This is a genomic window from Flavobacterium beibuense F44-8 (assembly GCF_000769915.1).
GTDB lineage: Bacteria > Bacteroidota > Bacteroidia > Flavobacteriales > Flavobacteriaceae > Flavobacterium > Flavobacterium beibuense.
This window is the reverse complement of the sequence record NZ_JRLV01000001.1, coordinates 68167-92178: the sequence shown is the minus strand read 5'-3', so window position 1 is coordinate 92178 and position 24012 is coordinate 68167. Positions and strand designations below refer to the sequence as shown.

General features: G+C 38.3%; 20 protein-coding genes. 8 read left to right on the top strand and 12 right to left on the bottom strand.

Translation table 11 applies throughout. The annotated features are described in order from the left end of the window. Positions 1 to 7: 7 nt before the first annotated feature. The 3 genes from fusA to rpsL are packed head-to-tail and all read right to left on the bottom strand — an operon-like array spanning position 8 to position 3038. Entirely contained in the window at positions 8 to 2131 is a 2124-nt protein-coding gene (gene fusA, locus Q763_RS00355; RefSeq protein ID WP_035129764.1) for an elongation factor G, read from the bottom strand. Positions 2132 to 2154: 23 nt separating this feature from the next. Then, a complete protein-coding gene (rpsG, locus tag Q763_RS00350; RefSeq protein WP_035129762.1) occupies positions 2155 to 2631 on the bottom strand; it encodes a 30S ribosomal protein S7 in 477 nt (158 codons plus the stop codon). Between the two features lie 26 nt (positions 2632 to 2657). Further along, a complete protein-coding gene (gene rpsL / locus Q763_RS00345; protein WP_035129761.1) occupies positions 2658 to 3038 on the bottom strand; it encodes a 30S ribosomal protein S12 in 381 nt (126 codons plus the stop codon). Positions 3039 to 3220: 182 nt separating this feature from the next. Here rpsL and Q763_RS00340 point away from each other — a divergent pair, with 182 nt between their 5' ends. Further along, positions 3221 to 4885: a BamA/TamA family outer membrane protein gene (locus Q763_RS00340; RefSeq protein ID WP_035129759.1), complete on the top strand. Its 1665-nt coding sequence runs from the start codon at positions 3221 to 3223 to the stop codon at positions 4883 to 4885. 53 nt (positions 4886 to 4938) lie between these two features. Here the strand turns inward: Q763_RS00340 and Q763_RS00335 are convergent, their stop codons facing one another. Further along, positions 4939 to 7680 (bottom strand): fibronectin type III domain-containing protein, encoded by a 2742-nt coding sequence (locus Q763_RS00335; RefSeq protein ID WP_035129758.1) that lies wholly within the window; start codon positions 7678 to 7680, stop codon positions 4939 to 4941. A gap of 486 nt (positions 7681 to 8166) precedes the next feature. Between Q763_RS00335 and Q763_RS00330 the strand changes: the two genes are divergently transcribed. From Q763_RS00330 to rlmB, 5 genes are all read left to right on the top strand, one after another. Next, complete coding sequence (locus Q763_RS00330; protein WP_232297484.1) at positions 8167 to 11322, top strand: SusC/RagA family TonB-linked outer membrane protein; 3156 nt, start codon at positions 8167 to 8169, stop codon at positions 11320 to 11322. Between the two features lie 11 nt (positions 11323 to 11333). Further along, a complete protein-coding gene (locus Q763_RS00325; protein ID WP_035129754.1) occupies positions 11334 to 12875 on the top strand; it encodes a SusD/RagB family nutrient-binding outer membrane lipoprotein in 1542 nt (513 codons plus the stop codon). Positions 12876 to 12891: 16 nt separating this feature from the next. Then, positions 12892 to 13650: an immunoglobulin-like domain-containing protein gene (locus tag Q763_RS00320; RefSeq protein ID WP_035129753.1), complete on the top strand. Its 759-nt coding sequence runs from the start codon at positions 12892 to 12894 to the stop codon at positions 13648 to 13650. A 12-nt stretch (positions 13651 to 13662) separates the two neighbouring features. Further along, positions 13663 to 14160: a lipid-binding protein gene (locus Q763_RS00315; protein WP_035129750.1), complete on the top strand. Its 498-nt coding sequence runs from the start codon at positions 13663 to 13665 to the stop codon at positions 14158 to 14160. 61 nt (positions 14161 to 14221) lie between these two features. Next, positions 14222 to 14956: a 23S rRNA (guanosine(2251)-2'-O)-methyltransferase RlmB gene (gene rlmB, locus Q763_RS00310; RefSeq protein WP_035130628.1), complete on the top strand. Its 735-nt coding sequence runs from the start codon at positions 14222 to 14224 to the stop codon at positions 14954 to 14956. Here the strand turns inward: rlmB and Q763_RS00305 are convergent. Then, entirely contained in the window at positions 14953 to 15795 is an 843-nt protein-coding gene (locus tag Q763_RS00305) for a rhomboid family intramembrane serine protease (protein WP_052123163.1), read from the bottom strand. The genes rlmB and Q763_RS00305 overlap by 4 nt on opposite strands. An 89-nt stretch (positions 15796 to 15884) precedes the next feature. On the opposite strand from Q763_RS00305, the gene Q763_RS00300 reads away from it, so the two are divergent. After that, positions 15885 to 17162, top strand: a complete 1278-nt coding sequence (locus tag Q763_RS00300; protein ID WP_035129747.1) for a replication-associated recombination protein A — start codon at positions 15885 to 15887, stop codon at positions 17160 to 17162. Between the two features lie 2 nt (positions 17163 to 17164). On the opposite strand, the gene Q763_RS00295 is transcribed toward Q763_RS00300, so the two are convergent. The 6 genes from Q763_RS00295 to radC form a co-directional block, all read right to left on the bottom strand. Beyond that, a complete protein-coding gene (locus Q763_RS00295; RefSeq protein WP_035129744.1) occupies positions 17165 to 17875 on the bottom strand; it encodes a hypothetical protein in 711 nt (236 codons plus the stop codon). A gap of 2 nt (positions 17876 to 17877) precedes the next feature. After that, on the bottom strand, positions 17878 to 18561 hold the full coding sequence (locus tag Q763_RS00290; protein ID WP_035129741.1) for a YjjG family noncanonical pyrimidine nucleotidase: 684 nt from the start codon (positions 18559 to 18561) through the stop codon (positions 17878 to 17880). A gap of 7 nt (positions 18562 to 18568) precedes the next feature. Next, complete coding sequence (locus Q763_RS00285; RefSeq protein ID WP_035129738.1) at positions 18569 to 19075, bottom strand: hypothetical protein; 507 nt, start codon at positions 19073 to 19075, stop codon at positions 18569 to 18571. Further along, a complete protein-coding gene (locus tag Q763_RS00280; protein WP_052123162.1) occupies positions 19068 to 20450 on the bottom strand; it encodes an ABC transporter permease in 1383 nt (460 codons plus the stop codon). Before Q763_RS00280 ends, Q763_RS00285 begins: the two co-directional genes overlap by 8 nt. Further along, entirely contained in the window at positions 20447 to 21079 is a 633-nt protein-coding gene (locus tag Q763_RS00275) for an ABC transporter ATP-binding protein (protein WP_232297483.1), read from the bottom strand. Before Q763_RS00275 ends, Q763_RS00280 begins: the two co-directional genes overlap by 4 nt. 87 nt (positions 21080 to 21166) lie before the next feature. Further along, positions 21167 to 21865 (bottom strand): RadC family protein, encoded by a 699-nt coding sequence (gene radC / locus Q763_RS00270; protein ID WP_035129721.1) that lies wholly within the window; start codon positions 21863 to 21865, stop codon positions 21167 to 21169. A gap of 86 nt (positions 21866 to 21951) precedes the next feature. Here radC and Q763_RS00265 point away from each other — a divergent pair, with 86 nt between their 5' ends. Further along, positions 21952 to 22536, top strand: coding sequence for a DUF1287 domain-containing protein (locus Q763_RS00265; RefSeq protein ID WP_052123161.1), 585 nt, complete (start codon positions 21952 to 21954; stop codon positions 22534 to 22536). Positions 22537 to 22548: 12 nt separating this feature from the next. Here Q763_RS00265 and Q763_RS00260 read toward each other — a convergent pair whose 3' ends face one another. After that, positions 22549 to 23907 (bottom strand): UDP-N-acetylmuramate--L-alanine ligase, encoded by a 1359-nt coding sequence (locus Q763_RS00260; RefSeq protein WP_035129719.1) that lies wholly within the window; start codon positions 23905 to 23907, stop codon positions 22549 to 22551. Positions 23908 to 24012 lie beyond the last annotated feature (105 nt).

The following is a 24012-nucleotide window of genomic DNA, read 5'->3' as shown; positions in this document are numbered from 1 at the left end:
TTTTTAATTAAGCGTTTCCTTTAGCTTTTTTAATTACTTCCTCTGCGATGTTAGAAGGTGTTTCAGCATAGTTAGAGAACTCCATTGTAGAAGTTGCACGACCTGATGAAAGCGTTCTTAGAGTAGTTACATAACCAAACATTTCTGATAGAGGTACGCTAGCTTTAACTACTTTAGAACCTGCCCTGTCGTCCATGTTGTTAATTTGACCACGACGACGGTTAAGGTCACCTACGATATCACCCATGTTCTCTTCAGGAGTAAGTACTTCAAGCTTCATGATTGGCTCAAGAATTACAGCTCCGGCAGCTTTAGCAGCCTCTTTGTAACCCATTTTAGCTGCTAATTCGAATGATAATGCATCCGAATCCACAGGGTGGAATGAACCATCAGTAAGAGTAACTTTCATACTATCCATTTCATAACCTGCAAGAGGACCTTGTTTCATAGCTTCTTTGAAACCTTTCTCAACAGCAGGGATAAATTCTTTAGGAACGTTACCACCTTTCACCTCGTTAACAAACTGAAGACCAACTACGTTCTCGTCTGCCGGCTCTAGTTTGAACACGATATCAGCAAACTTACCACGACCACCAGACTGTTTCTTATAAACCTCTCTGTGGTTAGCAGAACGTGTAATAGCCTCTTTGTACTCAACTTGTGGCTCACCTTGATTAACCTCTACTTTAAACTCTCTCTTAAGACGGTCTACAAGGATATCTAAGTGAAGCTCACCCATACCAGAGATGATAGTTTGTCCTGAAGCGTGATCAGTTCTCACTGTAAACGTTGGATCTTCTTCAGCAAGTTTTGCTAAAGCCATACCCATTTTATCTACGTCAGCCTTAGTTTTAGGCTCAATAGCGATACCGATTACCGGATCAGGGAAGTTCATACTCTCAAGTACGATTGGGTGTTTCTCATCACAAAGGGTATCTCCGGTTTTAATATCTTTAAAACCTACAGCAGCACCAATATCACCAGCCTCGATGAAGTCGATAGCATTTTGCTTATTAGCGTGCATCTGGTAGATACGGGAAATACGCTCTTTATTACCTGAACGAGTGTTAAACACATAAGAACCTGCATCAAGACGACCTGAGTAAGCTCTAAAGAATGCTAAACGACCAACATAAGGGTCAGTAGCAATTTTAAATGCTAACGCAGAGAACGGCTCGCTTACAGATGGCTTACGAGAAATAGGCTCCTCTGTATCAGGGTTAGTTCCGTCAATCGCCTCTTTATCAAGTGGAGAAGGAAGGAATTTACAAACAGAATCCAGCATGAACTGAACTCCTTTATTTTTGAATGAAGAACCACAAAGCATTGGGATAATAGCCATATCAATAGTAGCTTTTCTTAATGCCTCATTTACTTCTTCTTCTGTAATTGAGTTTTCGTCTTCCATGTATTTCTCAAGAAGATTCTCATCATAAGCAGCAACCTCTTCGATTAGTTGAGATCTGTACTGATGAACTTCTTCTTTCATATCCTCAGGAATTGGAACGATATCAAATGTTGCACCTTGTGTATCATCATGCCATACGATAGCCTGATTTTTGATAAGATCTACAACACCTTTAAAGTCTGCCTCATCACCAATCGGTAAAACGATTGGCACAGCGTTAGACTTAAGCATATCTTTAACCTGCTGACAAACTGCAAGGAAGTTAGAACCCTGACGGTCCATTTTGTTTACGAATCCCATACGAGGAACTCTGTAATTATCTGCAAGTCTCCAGTTAGTTTCAGATTGTGGCTCAACACCATCTACTGCACTAAAAAGGAACACAAGTCCGTCAAGAACCCTTAATGAACGGTTTACCTCTACTGTAAAGTCAACGTGACCCGGAGTATCGATAATGTTAAAGTGGTATGGATTAGACTCCGGAAGTGGCTTACCCTGCTCTGTAGGGAAGTTCCATGTACAAGTCGTAGCAGCAGAAGTAATAGTAATACCTCTCTCCTGCTCCTGCGCCATCCAGTCCATGGTAGCAGCTCCATCGTGCACCTCACCAATTTTGTGTGATTTACCCGTGTAAAAAAGGATACGCTCAGTTGTTGTCGTTTTACCGGCATCAATGTGAGCAGCAATACCTATATTTCTTGTATATTTTAAATCTCTTGCCATTTTTTATAATGTTTCTTTATGAATTAAAATCTGAAGTGAGAGAATGCTTTGTTAGCCTCTGCCATCTTATGAGTATCCATTCTCTTTTTAACAGCAGCACCTTCTTCCTTAGCAGCTGCTAAGATTTCTGAAGCTAGCCTTTGAGCCATAGATTTCTCATTTCTTTTTCTTGCATAAAGGATCAGCCATTTCATAGCCATAGAGATTTTCCTATCTGGTCTGATCTGCATTGGGATCTGGAAAGTAGCACCACCTACTCTTCGGCTTCTCACCTCAACGTGTGGCATTACATTGTTAATAGCATCTTTCCAAGTTTCTAATGCTGATTTCTCTTCGTCCTGTTTCTTTTGATCTACGATTTCGATAGCATCATAGAATACTTTAAAAGCAGTTGATTTTTTACCGTCCCACATTAAGTTGTTTACAAAACGTGTTACTAACTGATCATTAAACTTTGGATCTGGTAAAAGAGGTCTTTTTTTGGCCTGTCTTTTTCTCATGTCTTTACTTTAAAAGTTTTTTAAAATTACTTTTTGTCTTTAGGGCGTTTTGCACCATACTTAGACCTTCTTTGAAGCCTACCGTTAACACCGGCAGTATCCAAAGCACCACGTACAATGTGGTATCTAACTCCTGGTAAATCTTTAACCCTTCCACCCCTAACTAATACTATCGAGTGCTCCTGTAGATTGTGACCCTCACCTGGGATGTAAGCATTCACCTCGTTACCGTTTGTTAAACGAACCCTTGCAACTTTACGCATTGCAGAATTCGGTTTCTTAGGTGTAGTAGTGTAAACACGTGTACAAACCCCTCTTCTTTGAGGACAAGAATCTAAAGCAGCCGATTTACTCTTCTTAGTTATCTGGGCTCTCCCTGTTCTTACTAATTGCTGAATTGTTGGCATAATTAATATTAAAAATTTCTTATGTTTTAAAAACCCGCTTTTTTCGGGGATGCAAATGTATAAATTAAAAATTACAAAACAAATCTTAATCCATTAATTTTCAAACGAATTGTATTCAAAATTGCCCCAATATATTTTTTGCACTTTTTTTGCGTTACTTTTACCGTATCAAGACTCAAAAATTGAAATACCTTTTATCCATATACACCCTTTTGTTTTTTTCTTTTTGGGCAAACGCCCAAAATTACTATTTGAAAGCCGAAGGCAAAACCGATACCGAAACGAAAATTATCGATTCTGTTGGTTACAACAAATCACACCCCAATGCAAAATCTGTAAGTGACGAAGCAAAAAAACTAACCACCACCTTACAAAGGAAAGGATACCTTGAAGCACACATTCAGGATTATATAAAAACAAACGATACCACTTTTGTATACAGTTTTAGTACCGGCATCAAAACCAAGTCCTTATATATATACACCGGAAAAATATCGGGAGAAGAGAAAGAGCTTCTCAACATTACTCAAGACACCATCACAATACCACTGGAAGAAGCCGAAAGCTTTATGACATCTAACACCAAACTACTGGAACAGAAAGGCTACTCCATAAGCTCGGTACAATTATCAGACTACAATAAAGCAAACAACTCCCTTTATGCTTCCCTACTGCTAAAAACAGAAAAGAAGAGAACCATAAACGGACTGACTATAGAAGGATACAAAAATTTCCCCGAAGGGATAAGACGAAATATACTGCGACAGTATAAAGGAAAAACTTTTAACCAAAGTAACCTGGAACGCATTTACAAAGACTTCAATTCATTGCGCTTTGTAACCCAACCCCGTTACCCTGAAATCCTTTTTAAAGAAGACAGCACTAATATATATGTATACCTTGAAAAAGGAAAACCAAATACTTTTGACGGTTTTATAGGTTTTACCAACGACGATAGCGATAACATTATTTTTAACGGATATGTAGACATCCTGCTTAATAACGTATTAAACTCCGGCGAGAAGTTTAACCTGTACTGGAAAAGCGACGGACAAAAACAAACCACCTTTAACGCAGCACTGGAGCTACCCTATATATTTAAGAGTCCGCTTGGAATAAAAGCCAGCCTTAAAATATTTAAGCAGGACAGCACTTTCCAAAACACGGTAACCGACCTTAACCTTGGCTATTACTTTAGCTATAACTCAAAACTGTTTTTAGGTTACCAGCAAACCGAATCGGTAGATATTCAAAATTTCAACAGCAGCACCCTTAGCGACTACTCCAATCATTTTTGGACCACCACTTATGAGTATGCTAATTACAACACCAACGATTTTTTATTCCCTGAAAAAACAAGCCTTGAACTAAAAGGCGGACTGGGGCAACGTGACTCCAAAACCGGAAGCAGTGACCAGTATTTTATTCAATTGGAAGCATCACACAACCTATACCTAAACGACAGGAATATAATCAACCTCAAGAATCAGACGTTTTATTTAGAAAGCGATAATTATATAGTGAGTGAACTGTATCGTTTTGGAGGAATTAACTCCTTTAGAGGGTTTAATGAGAATAGCCTACAGGCAAACCTTTATACCGCCCTGATGGCAGAATACCGCTATGTACTCGCCCCAAACATGTACATCCATTCCATTACCGATTACGGATACATTCAGGATGAAACATCAAACATAAAAGACAACCTTCTGGGGTTAGGTTTTGGTTTCGGGCTACTAACCAAAACCGGACTCTTTAATATTATATATGCTAACGGAAGCACAAAAGATCAAACCATAAAGCTATCCAACTCTATTGTACATCTAAGCTTTAGAACTACTTTTTAAAACAGAAAAAGCCGCTTAATTAAGCGGCTTTTTGTTTACACATATAAAAGTAATTAGTCTACTATCACCTTAACAGTATACACCTTATTAGAATGTATTTTTAAAACATACACACCGCTTGGTAAACTCTGGTTGATTAACGAATAATTATAATCGTTTATATTTTTAGACGAATAGAACAGATTACCTGTCATATCAAACATATCAATTTTATCAATTGGGTATTTTGATTTGATATAGGTTTTTTCACCTTTCTTAACCGGATTAGGATAAACCATTACTCCCGTTTCACTACTGTATTCAGGCACACCCATACTATCGTCCTCAACTTCAAAAGAGATCCTGTTAGACACTTCATTGTATGAATCGTTAGTAAACATTACTATAAAGTAATCTCCCGGCTCGGCAGGCATATTCTCATCAGGAATAACCTTAGTACCTTCCGGCTGCCCATCAAAATAAGTATAACTTACAAGCTCATCAACATTTGGATCATCACCTTCATGGTAAATACCCAACCAGTCTTTTATTATACCAGGCGCATCGGTCCAGGTCGCAATAATATTCTCATTTAAGTTATAAACCGTTTTGTTAATCATAAGCTGAGTGATTTGCTCACCTACCTGGAAAAACACTTTATTACCTATACTGTAATAACCATCCTGTAAATAATACTCTGCATAATAATACCCGTCAGCTAACCCTTCAAAAGTAAAACTACCATCAGCCGAAGTTACATATTGCCATTGTGTAGAGTTTACATCTCCCGGTATGTGCCCCACTTTATAAACACCTATCCAGTCATTTTGCAACTGTGGTCCGTTTTCAAAAGAAAGAGTTACCGCATCACCAGAACCGTATACTTCCGCATCTGTACTCAACTCTACAAACGGTCCAACATAAAACACCTGTCTGTCGGCCACTTCAGTATAACTGTCATTTTCAAAAATAGCAGCATAATACCTTCCGTAATCAGCAAACCCATCAAAAATCACATTACCACTATTTTGTCCGTTAAGGTAAGCCCAGTCTTCCGACGGACTACCACTACCCGGCTCCTGCTCTAGTTTATACACCCCAATCCAATCAGTATTGTTACCCGGCGCATCTGAATATGAAACTGTAACCGGAGTATTAGGCGCATAAGCAATAGTATCGGTTTGAATAAGTGTATTAGCAAACTCACTATTTATAACATTAAATGACTTAACCTCACTCCACTCACTCCAGTTAAGGTTACTATCCCTGTGACGTAGTTTAACAAAATACTGTCCGTTTGGAATTTCGTTTTCAGCTATAGTAAGCTTAGTAATATCTACCCCTTCATTTATATTAGCAGTTGTATCTACCTGCGTACCTACAGGACCGAAAAGATTTTCGAAATCCCTGTAAACATCTTTCTCTATAATATCAAACTCAGGTGTTTTACCTATTAAGAATTGTGTAGAGTTTAAAGGTTCATCTGAAGCCGTAGCATACTCACTACTTTCAATTACAAGCGGAAGTTCAACATCTCCACCGTTAAAATCGTTTTCAATTGTTGGTGTATCCGGAGACTCTAAACCTAAGTAACGGTGAAACTCATCCATAAGCTCATTATCTTTCCATGTATACACACTACCTATAGAGTAAGCTTCCACATCAAAAGTACCGTTGTTCACATCGATATCAATTATCTGATAAATCCAGTTTGATATTGTTTTCTGCACATCTTCAAAATCCTCTTCAACAGCCATACCCCAATATTGATCCCAGGCCACACCACCTGATATGATTTGATAGGTTGGTGTATTTTTTAACTGCCCTCTGTGATACAGGTGATGGTGGGCACCTATATGTAAAATGTGTTTTGGCGATGTTACCAAAACCGGCATAACAGTATTACGTACCCAGGTAGATATATCACCCACATACTGTTCTGCCTGATAAGGCCTGTGACCAAGAGATATAATCCAGTCTACTGTATCGTCATCATTTGCCGCCTCAAGAACCTGAGTAACCCAGTTAAGCTGCTGTAAACCGGTATGCTCTGTATCTAAAGCTATAAAAAGAGTATTACCTACCTGGTTAGCATAATAATTTTCGGTACCTGAAGTAATTCCCTGGTAAGACATCTCATCCAGTATATAATGATCATAATACGCCTGCATACCCAGTGTACCATAAGTTTCATGATTACCTACAAGTGTTTGTATAGGCAGATAGCCCGATAATGCCTTATTCTTTTTAAAGTGTACATTTTCGTAATGATCCAGCGTACCGACATCTACCTGATCTCCTACCATAACGGTAAGTGCAATATTATCTGCCGGATCAGCATCTACACCCCATTTATCAGCTATCTTTCTTTTTGCTGCCGATACTAATGAGTCAAAACGGGGAACGTTTCTCATTTGATTATCTCCCAATACAAGGAAACGAAGATGTCCGTCTTCTGTAGCAGCCTCTCCAGGCATAGGAAGCGTTTTAAAAGAGTAAACCTCAGAAACCGCTTCTCCGGTTTTAACCCTATAGTAGTATTTTGTGTTTGAAGAAAGTCCTTCAATCTTAACAGTATGATAATAATAGTTATCCTGATACCCCGTATCATTAAAAATTTGATTCGTCCCGTTAACCGTATTAGTCAGGTTACTTTCTGCTGTTCCGTACTCAACTATTGATTCCGGATTTGATTCTGTTTTCCAGTTAACATAAATTGAGTTTGTGGTTGGTGCCTGTAAATAAGGATTTAACGTTTGCGCGTAACTACCTAAACTCAAAGCACAGAAAAAAATCATTAAGTAAATTCTGTTCATTGTTTATGATTTAAAGTTTTATGATGAATGATGCGCAAAATTATCCTTACTAATCACGATAGCGATTACAATAAGTTTAAGTATGGGTTAACAAAACTGCACCTCATAAACCTAAAAACTACAAAAACAAAAAAGCTACCTGTCTCCACAGATAGCTCCTTCAAACTAAACTAAAACTACTTAATCTACTATTACTTTTTTGTCCGCATCAAAAGTAGGATGTTGCTATGGTTTTTAAATTACATCATCTTTAAATTAGGGTTAAAGAAATGCGAAGAACGTTTTGTTAAAAAAATCTAAAAATTTAACTTTTTATAACACTTTTAACAATATTAACTTTAAATCAACACACAATCACTACAATTTAGCTTATTTTTTCCTACAAAAATTCTTAAAAATCTCTTAAAATTTTAAAATATATCCCAAAAAATTTGGAATAATAGTTTCAACATAAGAAATTTGGTTAACTAACTCAAATCTATTTCAATGAAGACAAAACTAAAGGGATTATTGACGCTCTTCTTTGCGTTGATAATGCAAATCTCATTTGCGCAGGAGAGGACAGTTTCTGGTACTGTCGTAGACCAGACAGGTTTTCCGCTTCCGGGTGTTAACGTTTTAATTAAGGGAACAACAAACGGAGTTCAAACGGACATCGATGGTAAGTATGAAATCAAAGTCAGTCCTGATCAGGTTCTGGTTTTTAGTTACATTGGGATGAAAGCACAGGAAATTCCTGCTTCATCAACCACAGTAAATGTAACTTTAGCAGACGACACTACCGAGCTGGATGCCGTAGTAATTACAGCGGTAGGTATTAAACGTGAAAAGGCATCGATTGGTGCCGCCACATCAACCATTAGATCTGAAGAGATCGAGAAAGGTGCACAGGGAGACATTGCTAACGCCATTAAAGGTAAAGTTGCCGGTGTTGTAATTTCCAATGCATCTACAGACCCGGGTGCCTCATCAGGGGTTATCATCAGGGGTATTAGTACACTTGGTGGTAGTAACCAGCCACTTTATGTTGTGGACGGTGTTCCAATTAATGATAACACAAACTTTTCAGACGACCTAAACGGAGGTTATGACTTTGGTCGTGGATCATCAGACATTAACCCTGATGACATTGAAAGTATGACAATACTTAAAGGTGCATCTGCAACAGCACTTTATGGTTCGCGTGCTGCAAATGGTGTTATCATGATTACAACTAAAAAAGGTAAAGCCGGAAAACTGGCTGTAGACTTCTCTACAACAACTTTCTTCACTTCAATTTTAAGAACCCCTAAATACCAGTCTACTTTCGGACAGGGATGGGATGGTGTTCACTATTTAGGTGAAAACGGTTCATGGGGTCCTCGCTTTGACGGAACTGTACGTACATGGGGTAATGTTGTGAACAACTCTCAACTTATCAAACCTTATGTATTCCAGGAAGACCAGCTTGAAAACTTTTTTGACATTGGAACTTCAACATTTACAACAACATCTGTTTCAGGTGGTAGCGGAGACAGCAGCGTAAGACTTTCTTACTCTAACCTGCAACAGGACGGTATATATCCTACAGATTCTGATTCTTTTGAAAGAAATACTATAGGTTTATCAGGTAGTTCAAAAATCAAAAACTTCACTTTAAGTGGTAATTTAAACTATGTTAATACAGGCGGTAGTGCTGTATCTACAGGACAAGGGGTTAATACATTCAATAACCTTATGCAGATTCCTACTGATATTCCAATCACAGAATTTGCAGATTACAACAACCCATTCCACAATGTATCTAACTACTACACCCCTTATGGTGTAACCAACCCATATTTTACTCTTAACGAAAACGGTAGTGACTATAACAAAGAAAGAGTATATGGTTCTATCGAACTTTCTTATGAAATAAACAAATGGTCTAGTGTATCTTATCGTTTTGGTTTAGACCAATACAGTGATAAACTAAGAATATGGACTGCTGAAGTTGATGCAGATCCAGGAAGCCCTAACGATGGCACATCTACAGAGCAACCGGGTACTTATGCAGAAGCTCACAATACTATTAAGCAGTTAAACCACGATATACTTTATAACCTAAATTTTGACTTAAGTGAAAAAGTAGGTTTAGCTTCAACTTTTGGTTTCAATGCTAACACAAGAGAAGGTAGTTCACTTGCGGCAAGTGTACCTACTCAGGATATACCGGGATTCTATTCGTTTGCTAATAGTGCTGATGTACCAACTATTACATCTACCAGAAACTCAAGAAAACTATATGGTCTATATAACTCAACAACAGTTTCATTTAACGATCAGTTATACTTCACAGCTAACTTAAGAAATGACTGGTACTCTACACTTCCAAAAGATCAAAGATCTGTATTTTACGGAGGTGCTAACATGAGCTGGTTATTTACTAACACTTTCCCGGAAATTAAAAATGTAGTTAATTACGGTAAGTTAAGAGTTGGTTATGGTGAAACAGGGGTTGATACAACCCCATACCAGGTACTATCAGTATATACTTTAGGTAGTATTGACAACCAAGGCTTTAGAAACTACAACTACCCTGTAAACGGAATTACAGGTTATGAAGTAGGTAACAGACTGGCAAACCCAGACTTAAGACCGGAAAGAAGAAAAGAGTTTGAAGTAGGTATTGAAGCTTCATTCTTTGATAACTTAATCTCGATTGATGCAACATACTATGATGCAAAAGTAGAAGACCAGATATTAAACCTTCCGTTAGCACCAAGTAGTGGTTATACAAACCAAACTGCAAACATTGGTACTATATCTAACAAAGGTTTTGAAGCTTTACTTACTTTAAACCTTATAAGAAGTAAAACTGATGGTTTTGAGTGGAGTACTTCGGTAAACTTTGCAACAAACAATGCAATACTAGAGGAGCTTGACCCACGTATCCAACAGGTAGACCTAGGTGGTTTAAGTACAACATCACTCATAGCAAGACCGGGAGAACCTATTGCTCTTATTATGGGTAGTGTTCCGGAAACAGATCCTGACGGAAACATAGTAGTTGATGCTAATGGTGTTCCAATTGCATCATCTGTGAAAGAAGTTTATGGTGACACTCAATATGACTACACTATGGGTATTGGAAATACCTTTAGATGGAAAGGCGTTACACTAGATTTTACATTTGATATTCGTCAGGGAGGTTTAATGTACTCCCGTACTGCAGATATCACACGATTTACAGGTAACTCTATAACAACAACATACAACGATCGTCAGCCATTTATCGTTCCTGGATCTGTTGTTAAAAATGTAGCTGATGACGGTAGCGTTTCTTACTCTCCTAACACAACTGCAGTTGATGTAGAGCACATGGATGATTATTACAGAGCTGATGCGCTTGCAAGAGCAACAGTAATAGACAAGTCGTTCATTAAATTAAGAGAGGTTGTTTTAAGCTACGATTTACCATCTGAATTATTAGGTGACGGATTTATTCAAAGATTACAGGTATCTGCCATTGGTCGTAACCTATTCTTATGGACACCTAGAAGCAATCAGTACATTGACCCTGAAGCTTCAACATTTGGTACAGACTTAGCTAGTCAGTTTGGTGAATTTAGCGCGAACCCTTCAACAAGAAGTATCGGTTTCAGCATTAAAGCAAACTTTTAAAAAAAATTATCATGAAAAATATATTTAAAATATTCTTACTATCATTTGCGATAGTCTTTACATCCTGTGAAGATGATTTGGATATAAATACTGATCCAAACTCACCTACGCAAATAACAAAAGGGCTGGCCCTTGCTTCTGCCGAGGCTTCCCTTGTAACTGTTCTGGGTGGTGAATTAACAAACTTAGGAGGTTTTTGGGCTCAGTACCACACACAATCCCCTAGTGCCAGCCAATATGAAGTTTTTGATCAATACAACTTAACAACATCATATGCCGACAGGCTTTGGACTGAATTGTATGCAGGATGCCTTAACGATCTTGAATTCGTTATTAACGAAGCTGAGCAGGATGGTGATACAGGAACTGTAGTTATCGCTACCTGTTTAAAAGCATATACATTTCAGCTACTTGTAGACTTATTTGACGGAGTTCCTTATACAGAAGCTCTACAGGGTATTAACAACATTACACCTGCTGTAACTTCGGGTGAAGATGTTTATACTGGTTTAATGGCCGAAATAGATGCTGCAGTAGCTGCATATGAGGCAAATCCAGTTAACGGAGGTGTTGGATCTCAGGATCAGATATACGGAGGTAATGTAGCAAGATGGGTACAGTTTGCAAATACATTAAAACTAAAAATGTATATTAGAATGGCTTACACATCAATGGCTAATGCAACTGCCGTTAATGCGTTAATCGCTGAAGATAACTTCATCACGGCTGATGCTGCCTTTACAAACTTCGGAGATTCTCAAAACCAGAGAAATCCTTTCTACGAAGTTCAGATTGACAGACTTGGTGATGTAAACAATGTGGCAAGTAATACACTACGTGATTTTTATGAAGCAAATGGTGACATAAGAATTCAGGCTGTTTACAGACCGTCGGGAACTAATCCATTAAACTTCCCCTCTATCTCTCAGGGAACCGGTAACGATTTTAACAACACAGCAGCTTCTTACGGAAGACCAAATATTTGGCCTAAAACTCCTGTCTTCCTAATGTCTATGGCAGAAAGCAACTTCCTTCAGGCAGAAGCTTTAATACGCTATGCTGCAGGAGCCGGAGCTCAGGCAAAATATGACAATGGTGTACTACAATCATTCCTTACTTATGCAAACTACTTTGAAAAGGATAATGATTTAACAGATGCTGATGAAAACCTTGAGCCAGTATTCTCTGTTGCTGATGCTACAGCTGCAGCTACAGCTCTTACAGGAGCAGGAGGTGCTTATGAGTATAACGCAACCGGTGACACAGAAACACTATTAAGACAAGTAATGATTCAAAAATGGGCTTCACTTCCTTATGTAAACAACATAGAAGCTTATATTGAAGCTACAAGAACTAAATTCCCTGAAGTAGTACCTGAGGGAACACAAGATTATAGCATGGGTAACAGAATACCGTCGGCTATATCAACTTTACCTAATGTACAAATACCAAGTATATTATTCTATCCGGACGATGAAGTAAACAGAAACCCGAACATAACTCAGCATAACAGCTTAACAGATAATGTTTGGTGGGATCAGAAAACTGAATAATTAAAAAACTGAAGTCATGAAAATTATATATAAAACATTAAAGACCGGTTTACTTTTATCCCTTGCTATGTTAGCATCGTGCGGATATGAAGACCCAGTCGAATCTAAAACAACCTTTTACCCTATAATTGAGGTTAATGGAGGTGAAGTTCTTTTAAACGTTGACGAATCATATACTGATCCGGGTGCTGTTGCAACAATTGACGGAGTAGAAGTACCTGTAGATATCCGATTTGTAGGCCGGTACAGAAACAATACATCTACAACGCTTGACACCAGTATTTCTGACATATACACTCAGGAATACTCTGCAACAAACGTAGATGGTTTTAGCGACTCTGCAACAAGACAGGTTATTGTAGCTAATACGGGAGACCTTGTAACAAGCATTGAAGGACTTTACACCTGTACGGTTTTCAGAAACGGATCTCAGCCATCTACTAATCCTGAAGACTATACTGACATTGAGTACATGTTAATATGGAAAAATGCTGATGGTAGTTACCAAATATCAGATTCTTTTGGAGGTTGGTATTTATTTGGTAGAGCTATTGATTTTTCAGAAACACCGGGAGGAGTTATTGTTGCAAACGATATCCCGTCTAACGACTTTAGTTTCCCAGGTACACAAACAAACAGATATTTTGGAGGTAGTTCTGAAATAACTGCTCTAACTGTTGATCCAGATACAAAAACACTTGTACTAACAACTGTTTGGAACGTTTCGGGCACAACATATACGTTTGAAAGTACACTTACACAAGTTCAATTTTAAAAAAGGTAATCCATGAAAAATATTAAAAGATTATTATTGCTTGTAGGGATTTTTGCCTTCTCTATCACTTCATGTGATGTAGACGGGTATGATGACTATGGCATGGAAACCACACCATCTGTAGCCATGAACGGCGAGTGGTGGATAGACATTATAGATGAAGCATCGGGCTCAGTATTGGCTCAACACATACTTCATAAAACATATGACACTAATGCCGGAGACGGTAGAATGTACATAGATGATAACCAAAATGGTTACTATATAAAAGGTACTGTAGCTGTAAATTTAAGCAACCTTACTTTTACCACCACTGATGAAGAAAATTTAGTGGACCCAGGAAGTACTTTTAATGTAACCGATGGTAAAGTACTTAAAAATGCTGCACACTCAGAATCTGGAGTGGTAACAGACAGTATTTACTTTAAAGGGGAGTTTAGTTATGATCCGGGTACAATAATCATCTTCGCAGGACACAAAAGAACCGGCTTTTTGGAAGATGAGTATTAAAAGAGAAACTTCGTCTCTTAAAACCACCCTGTTAAGGGTGGTTTTTTTATACCTTTGCAGCATGGAAAAAGAACATCAGATTTTTGGGATAAGGGCCATTATGGAAGCCATAAATGCCGGTAAGGAAGTTGATAAGGTTTTTATTCAAAAAGACGCTCAGGGAGACCTGATGCGTGAACTGATGAAAACCATCAAGAAAAACAGCGTTAATTTTAGCTATGTTCCGGTAGAAAAACTAAACAGGCTTACACACAACAATCATCAGGGAGCTGTGGCTACTATTGCACCTGTAAGCTTCCATAATTTAGAAACGCTTGTTGAAATTGTTTTAGAAAGTGGTAAAACTCCTCTTTTCCTTATACTGGATCAATTATCTGATGCCCGTAACTTTGGAGCCATTATCCGAACTGCCGAATGTACCGGAGTTGACGGCATTATTATCCAGAAACAGGGATCGGCACCAGTGAATGGTGATACGGTTAAAACATCAGCGGGAGCTGTTTTTAATGTACCTATATGTAAGGTTGAGCATATTAAGGATGCTATTTTTCACTTACAGGGCTCGGGCATTAAAACTATAGCTGCTACCGAGAAAACCGAAAGCACAATTTATGATGTAGCTTTTAACGAACCTGTTGCAATTATAATGGGATCTGAAGACAGAGGAATTAACCCTTCTGTTTTAAAAATAGTAGACGAAAAAGCCAAACTACCTATGTTTGGAACTATTTCATCGTTAAATGTATCGGTTGCCTGTGGCGCCTTTTTATATGAAGCAGTAAGGCAGCGACTTTAGTCTGCCTTTTCTTCTTCTATATCTCCTTCCCCCTTCTCTTCAGCTGGTTTAGGGATATAATTATAAACTATACGAAACACCGGCACATTGTGTGTATGTGATGCCGTAGTAAGATTACTTTGTGTAACGGGCTCGCCATGTGCATCAGTAAATTCTTCTTCCGGTTCAGGTTTAGGAGGATTTACAAAATTACCATTCTCATCAAAGCGTTTCATGAAGGGATCTTGGCTTGGATCAAAATCAGGCCTTTGCCAATCGTAAGTAATTTGTTTTTTATATTGTGGCGTAGAATAAATTCTTGAGAAAAGTATACCGGTAATAAGTCCGCCTAAATGCCCTTCCCATGATATCCCTTCTTCAATATCAGGAAACACATACCAAATCATACCTCCGTAAAACATCACAATTAAAAGTGAAAGAGCTACCAGCCTGTAATAGCCACTTTGCATTCCTTTAAAAAACATAAAGCTTACCAGTACATATATAAGTCCGCTTGCACCAATATGATAGGACTCCCTCCCTATTAACCAAGTAATAAAGCCAGACAGCAACACTCCATATACAAGAACCTGCAGTGCCTGCTTACGGTAAAAATACCTTAACCCGGCAATAAGCACCAGTAACGGAATAGAGTTATTATATAAGTGTTCAAGACTACCGTGCAGAAACGGACTAAACACTATCCCTCTCAAGCCCTTTAGTGTACGTGGATAAATACCAAATTCGGTTAAATGAAGGTGAAACTTTCCGTCAGCCCAAAACACTATCCATAGCAGTAATACAAAGTAAAGCGGCCATGCCAGTACAGAAGGTGAAAATTTAAATTGGTTATCGGTCATAAATAGTGTGTTAAGCTTTTTGTAAACACACAATAATTTAACCAATTTTGTCTTAGTGCAATTTTGTCATAAATCAGTAATTTTACACCATGGAAGCACCTTTAGCAGAACGCATACGCCCTACACAATTATCTGAGTATATAAGTCAGCAGCATTTAGTTGGTCCAAACGGATCGTTAACCCATCAAATTGCACGCGGAGTAATCCCATCATTAATATTATGGGGTCCTCCGGGAACGGGTAAAACTACGCTGGCACAAATTATGGCCGAAGAGTCTAAAAGACCGTTTTATGTACTGAGTGCTATTAATTCGGGCGTCAAGGAAGTGCGTGATGTTATTGAAAAAGCCAAACAAAGCGGCGGACTTTTCACTTCTAAAAACCCTATCCTTTTTATTGATGAGATTCATCGTTTTAGTAAATCGCAGCAGGATTCACTGTTAGCTGCTGTAGAAAAAGGATGGGTAACATTGATAGGTGCAACTACCGAAAACCCGAGTTTTGAGGTTATACCCGCATTATTGTCAAGATGTCAGGTATATGTACTTAATGCTTTTTCTAAAGAAGATTTAGAGGCTTTATTGCACCGAGCTATGGAAGCCGACGAAATACTGAAACAGAAAAAAATAGACCTTAGGGAAACCGAAGCTTTACTACGCCTTTCGGGCGGTGACGGAAGAAAACTCCTAAACACATTTGAGTTAGTTATTAATGCATCTGAAGGAGATGACATTATAATAACCAATGATAGGGTTATGCATCTTGCTCAAAAAAACACAGTGATGTATGACAAAACCGGAGAACAGCATTATGATATTGTCTCGGCTTTCATTAAGTCGATTAGAGGGAGTGATCCTAATGGTGCTGTTTACTGGTTAGCCAGAATGATTGAAGGCGGAGAGGATTTAAAATTTATTGCCCGACGAATGCTTATCTCGGCATCTGAAGATATTGGCAATGCCAACCCTACTGCCCTTATTATGGCTAATAACACTTTTCAGGCCGTTTCGACTATTGGATATCCGGAATCAAGAATTATATTAAGCCAGTGTGCTGTTTACCTTGCTACTTCGCCAAAAAGTAATGCCTCATATATGGCTATTGGCAAAGCACAGCAGGTAGTAAAACAAACAGGTGATTTACCTGTACCGTTCCACTTGCGCAATGCTCCTACCAAATTAATGAAGGAACTGGGCTATGGTGAAGAGTATAAGTACGCACACGATTACAACAACAACTTTGTTGATCAGGAGTTTTTACCCGATGATATAAAAGGCACTGCCTTTTATGAACCCGGAAATAACAGTCGTGAAAATGCCACCCGTGATTTTCTTAAAAACAGGTGGAGAGACAAGTATAATTATTAATATTAAAACTTAATATTAAGCTCTTGGGTTACAGGCTCATCATTTAAGTAATATTCAAAAATCCATTTTTCATCTTTTTTGAATACAACTCCTGTTACATCCTCCATCTTAGCACTATAAGAATCGGGCTGAGAAGTTTTATACATTTTCAGCACGGTTTTTTCGGTCTTATCAAGCAGCTCATAACCGTATGAAGTAGGTTTAGCGTACAATTGATTATCTCTTTTTTTAACCGAAGTACCGTCTTCTTTAGAACTGGCAACAAGAGGTGTTGCATTTTCTCCTTTATATTGATAATACAAAGCATTAAATGACTGAGAAGCTTCTCTTAAAGCGGCATAATATGCTTTTCTTAATTCTTTTTCTTTACTTATACCTTCGTCTGATTTGAATACTTCCTGATCCACACAGTTTTTTATTACAATGGTAATACCTGTAGATAGAAACTTAGAATTTGCAATCAAATCTGCATACAATACCTTACAACGGTCCATTTTCGCTTCAAAAGGAAGTTCCTCACCGGCAAAATAAACTTCAAACCCTTTTTTCTCAAACATCATTTTAGTGATAGTATTAAGGTTGTACTCATCTTTCTTTGTAAGGAAGTCAAAGATTTGAGGAATAACAACATATTTATAATCACTAACATCTGTGCTTTGTGCTTTAATCGATGAAGCAAAAATTAATAAAGCAAGAAGGATAAGTTTTTTCATAATTAGAGAAAGTTTTTTAACTCCAGCAGGTGATTGATTTGGGATATCCCTTCTTTTACCGCCAGTTTGTTTTCATTAAAATAAATAGCGTCCAGTCCGCAATTTAAAGCGCCCTGTACATCGGCCTCAATACAATCACCTACCATAACACCGTGAGGCTTTTCTATATTAGCTGCTTTTAAAGCATATTCAAAAATCCTGGCATCGGGTTTTTTATACCCTGCATGTTCAGAATTTGTTACTGTTTCAAAATAATGATGAATTTCAGAATTTTTAAGTTTACCTACCTCCTGTACCCCATTGGTTATTATATGAAGGCTATATTTAGGACTTAAATACTCCAGTATTTCTACCGCACCATCGTGTAAATGATTAAAGGTAGGCAGCAGTTCTATATAATCTTCCCACAGTGTATTGATAAGTTCATCATCAATACTGTACTCCACAGCATCAAAAGTTTCCTTTAGTCTTTTATACCTTAGTTCCTGCTGACCGATATGACCATCACGAAACATTTTCCAGTATTTAAGATTAATGGGAATATATAATTTTATAAACTCAGGAATATTTACTCCTACCTCATGCTTTTGCAATATGGCTTCAAAAGTAAGGGCTGAGTTTTTCTCGAAATCCCACAAGGTATGGTCAAGATCAAAAAAAACAGCTTTCTTTTCAGGAAGTTTCATAAACTGATTATTGTTTTACTATAACGGCATTTTCAATATGATAAATCCAGTCGTCCACATCACTGTCATTGTACCTGAAAGTTCCCTGTAATGTTACATACTGGTCGGTTTTCAGTCTCATATTTGGATCCTTGAATTTGATCCCCATAATGGTTTCAGGTCCCGCCTGACCACAAAAGAAACAAGAAGCAAAAACGTTTTTACTAAGCGCATACGTTTTGTTGTCTATAGGTATAATAAAACCACTCATCACTATAGTCTTTTTGCTTTTTGCTTTTAGTGTTGAATTCACTACCGGAAACATTACCCCCTCAGGATAATCATCACTCGCCTTTTTTACATATTTTATTTCACCCAAAAGTTTCCACGATAGTGTATCTGCAAAAACCTCTATATTGTCTTTAACCGTTGATTGCTTTATAAAACCCGAAGCGTTTACAGATGGTGTACGCATAGACATCAACATTAACCCCGAGAACATAATAACTGCTACTACTAAATAATTTTTACGCATTTGCCAGTGTTTTAGAAATATTTAAACCATAAGCCTTAACCGCAGGTATAACCGCTGCTAAAACCCCTACAAAGATAGTGAGCAGGAATAAATATCCTTCTTTTTCCCACACAAACTCTAAGGGATTAAACGAAATTTTAAATTCGCTTTCAGACGAACCCGAAATAAGGCTTAATGCCAATCGTCCAACAATCGTTCCAAAAATATATCCGGTAACACAAAGTAAAAGACTTTCTATAAGCACCAGCATTAATAACTGAAGCCTGCTTGCCCCGTTAACACGTAATAAAGCAAACTCATACTTTCTCTCTTTAAGCGTATTGAACAAAGCAATAAAGATACTGATACCCGATATAAGCATAATGCCGTAAGCCAGATACTGCAAAGCATCTAACCCGATACCAAATAGTGTAAACAACCTGTTTATCTCTATAGCCGGAAGTGCTCCCTGCATTTTTGTATTTTGAGGTATTAGCCTTGGCCAGGTAACAATAGCCATTTTACTTTTAAACTTAAGAAGTACAGCCGTAATCTCTTTTCCTTCTTCGCTTACCGGAACATCTACATGATCGTGATCGTGAGCTTCTTCAGCGTGATGGTCGTGATCATGGTCATCGTCGTGGTGATGGGCCTCTTCTGCCACAGCATGTTCCTCATGATCATGCATCTCTTCGGTTGCTTCGTGGTCATGATGGTCATGATCGTGGTCGTCATGATTATGTGCCTCTGCAGTTCCTTCTTCATCATGATTGTGTTCGTGCTCATGATCGTGCATAGCCCAAACACTAGGTATATTACATAGTATTAAATTATCTACTACCTTACCTGTGTGTGAAGCAATACCGGTTACTACATAGGCGTGATCATCATGTACTTCACCCTCTTCTGAATCTCCGTGAGAACCAAAGAACTTATCACCAACCTTAATATCCATTTTTTGTGCCACAGCACTACCTACAACCACATCAAAGTTATGCTCAAATACTTTCCCTTCGCTTAACTCTGCTCCATACTTTGTAAGATATTCGGGAGTTGTTCCCACGATCCTGAAGCCATGGTAATTATCACCAAAGGCTAATGGTATAGCTGTTTCCACAAAGCGGTGATTCATCCATTGTTTAGCTTCGGCATAATCAATATTACCGGTAGGTGCATCTACCTGATAAACCGATGACAGTATAAGCTGCAACGGGCTACCCTGAGCACCAAGTACCATATCAATACCGTCTATATTATCGTTGAATTTTTTTTCAAACTGATCCTGCAGTAATATAAGCAGGGTAATTATAGCCACACTCGCCGTTAATAATATTATACTTAGTATAGTATTAAGCGGTTTGAACCATATATTTTTCCAGGCAATTTTAGTAATCATGATAAAGTGATTTGATTAGGGAAACGGTCTTTTAACCTCTGGTCGTGAGTAACTATTACCAAAGCAGTTCCAAATTGTTTTGCCAGCCCCGAAAGCATATCAGCTACCTTATAGGCGTTTTCGTCATCCAGACTTGAAGTAGGCTCGTCTGCAAGGAGTAACTTAGGCTCATTGATTAGCGCACGGGCTATTGACACCCTTTGTTGCTGACCTATACTTAACTGTGATGGCAGTTTATGCAAGTGATCTTTAAGATCTAACTGTTCCAAAAGCTGTTTTGCCTTTTCGGTCGCCTGATGACCTGTTGCCAGCCATGATGCCAGCACCACATTTTCCAGTACACTTAGTGACGCCACAAAGTACGCCTGCTGTAATACCAGCCCTATATTTTTACCGCGAAAATGGTCCAGTTTCCTGTCTGAAAGAGACGACAGACTTGTTTCATCTATAAGCACATCTCCTGATTCCGGCTTTAGTAAGCCTCCAAGAATATGCAGCAATGTAGTTTTACCTTTTCCCGACCCTCCTGTTATTAACAAACTGTCTCCCTTTGAGGCTACTATATTGGGAAACTGAAAAGAGGTGCCTTTACCATAGGAAAAGTGAATATCTTTTGTAGTAATCATCATTCTTTATTTAGACGCCCTGCAAGTTAGCGAAAATAGGGCGATAATAAAACGGCATTAACCTAACATTTAATGGATTTCTCCGCATTATTATAAAAAACCTTCATCAGCAAAACTGAGATAGGCTTTCTCGGTTACTATAACATGATCCAGGATATTTACACTAAGGCTTTGCCCTGCCTGCTGCATTTGTTTAGTTATCTGCCTGTCGGGTTCACTGGCCTGTAATGCTCCCGAAGGATGATTGTGTACCAATATCATCCCTGTAGCATTATGCTCTAATGCCAGTTTAAATGCCAAACGCACGTCTACAATAGTACCGGTTATACCACCTTTACTAAGCTGGGATTTATAAATTACCTTATTGGAATTATTAAGGTACAGGATCCAAAACTCCTCATGTGGCAATTCCCCTATAAGTGGCTGCATGATTTCGTAAACCGCTTTACTTGAAGTTATCTTTTTCAGGTCTACAGTATCTTCCTCCCTTCTCCTTCGTCCTAGCTCGGCAGCGGCAGCAATGGTGACCGCTTTTGCTTCTCCAATCCCCTTAAAGGTCATTAATTGTTTTACTGAGAGTTTACCGAGTGCGTTAAGATTATTATCGACACTTTTTAAGATACGTTTACTTAGCTCAACAGCACTTTCATTGCGGCTGCCCGACCCGATAAGTATAGCTATGAGTTCGGCATCACTAAGAGCTGTTTTGCCTTTAAGTATTAGTTTTTCACGTGGTTTGTCGTCTTCTGCCCAATATTTTATTGAAAAGCTTCCTGTGGTTTCTTCCATTTTATTAAAGTAAGGTTTGCGAATTTAATTAAAAACCGCATACTATTTTATAAAAATATTACGTTAACCTACTAAACACCTTATTAATGAAGCAACTTTTACTATTATTCCTTATCGGTTCCATTTTTAAGGCAGATGTAGAAAAAGACTTCTACGAACGCCTTTCGGATGCTGCAATTACTCTTACTGAAGATCATGTAAGATATGACCCTTCTTATGTAAAAATCAAATATCCTAACGGCGATGTCCCTGCACACACCGGTGTATGTACTGATGTGGTAATACGCGCTTACCGCAAATTAGGCATTGATTTGCAAAAGGAAGTACACGAGGACATGAAGGCAAACTTCTCGAAATACCCTAAGTCATGGGGTTTAAAATCTACCGACACTAATATTGATCATCGCAGAGTACCTAACCTACAAACTTTTTTTACCCGTAAAGGAGAAAAACTAACAGTAACAAAAAAGGGAAGTGATTACAAACCGGGCGACCTTGTTACCTGGATGTTAAACGGTAAAGTACCTCACATTGGGATCGTAGTAAACAAAAAAGGAAAATCAGGCAATTATATGATTGTACACAATATAGGCAGCGGACAAGTTTTAGAAGACTGCCTCTTTGACTATTCTGTAAGCGGGCACTACCGGTACAAAAAAGAGGGACTTTAAGTCCCTCTTTTTTTATAGTAATGTTTTCACATCGTCAAAATTAAGTCCGCCATAGTTACCGCTACTCATAAGTAGCAATGCTACGCCTTCGGTATCATATTTTAAGTGGAATAAATACTCCTTAAAAGCCTCTGGATTAGTATAAATAATCAGGTCTTCCCTGTTAAAAGCTTTCGCTATCTGCTCATAGGTAACCGCTTCAAGCTGTTTTATTTTTACCGCTTCAGGCGAGTAGAACACTACAGCCACATCGGCCTTATCTAAAGCACCTTCATACTCTTTTAAAAACTCGGCATTAAGACTGCTGTAAGTATGCAGCTCAAGGCAGGCAATAAGTTTCCTGTCAGGGTATTGATCTTTAACTGCTTTTGTAGTGGCAGCTACTTTACTTGGCGAATGGGCAAAATCTTTATAAGCAACATTTTTACCGTTCTCGGCTATTTTCTCCAGTCGTTTACTTGCCCCTTTAAAAGTAGCTATAGCCTCATAAAAATCGGCTTCATCTACTCCCATATTCTGGCATATCCACTTAGCGCCGGCAAGATTGTTTAGGTTGTGCTCTCCAAACACCTCAATAGGCATAGCACCTTCGGGAGTTTCAAGATATGTCACACCATCTTCTACCGAATAATCCGGAGTATGGTATGGCAGTTTACGTATTGGGTTTGAAGCAGCTTCGGCTACACGCTTAACTTCCGGGTCGTTTTCATTATAAACCAGTATACCACCGTTTGTAATTTTTTCAATAAAAATTTCAAACTGCTCTACATAGTTCTCATAGGTTGGAAACACATTAATATGATCCCAGGCAATTCCGCTTATAAGTGCAATATTAGGCTGGTACAGGTGAAACTTGGGTCTCCTGTCTATAGGTGACGAAAGGTATTCATCACCTTCCAGTACTATAAAATCGTTTTCTTCGGTTAAATGCACCATTGTATCAAAACCTTCCAGTTGAGCCCCTACCATATAATCTACCTCTATATCATGGTAGTTCATTACATGAAGAATCATACTGGTTATGGTAGTTTTTCCATGAGAACCACCTATAACAACACGGGTTTTATTTTTTGACTGCTCATATAAAAACTCAGGATACGAATATATTTTAAGTCCCAGTTCCTGTGCTTTTAACAACTCAGGATTATCCGCTTTTGCATGCATCCCTAAAATTACGGCATCAATATCGGCTGTAAGTTTTTCAGGGAACCATCCCATTTGCTGAGGCAAAAGCCCTTTGTTTTCAAGCCTTGTACGCGATGGTTCAAAAATGGCATCATCGCTACCGGTAACCACATATCCTTTTTCGTGAAGTGCCAGTGCAAGGTTATGCATGGCGCTCCCTCCTATTGCTATAAAATGTGTACGCATTTAATTTTAGATTATTTTTTTACATAAGCTTCCCAACCTTAAAGGGAAAATAATACTCCATAGTATTAAATACCAAAAGTAATAAAATCATAGCACAACAACAGC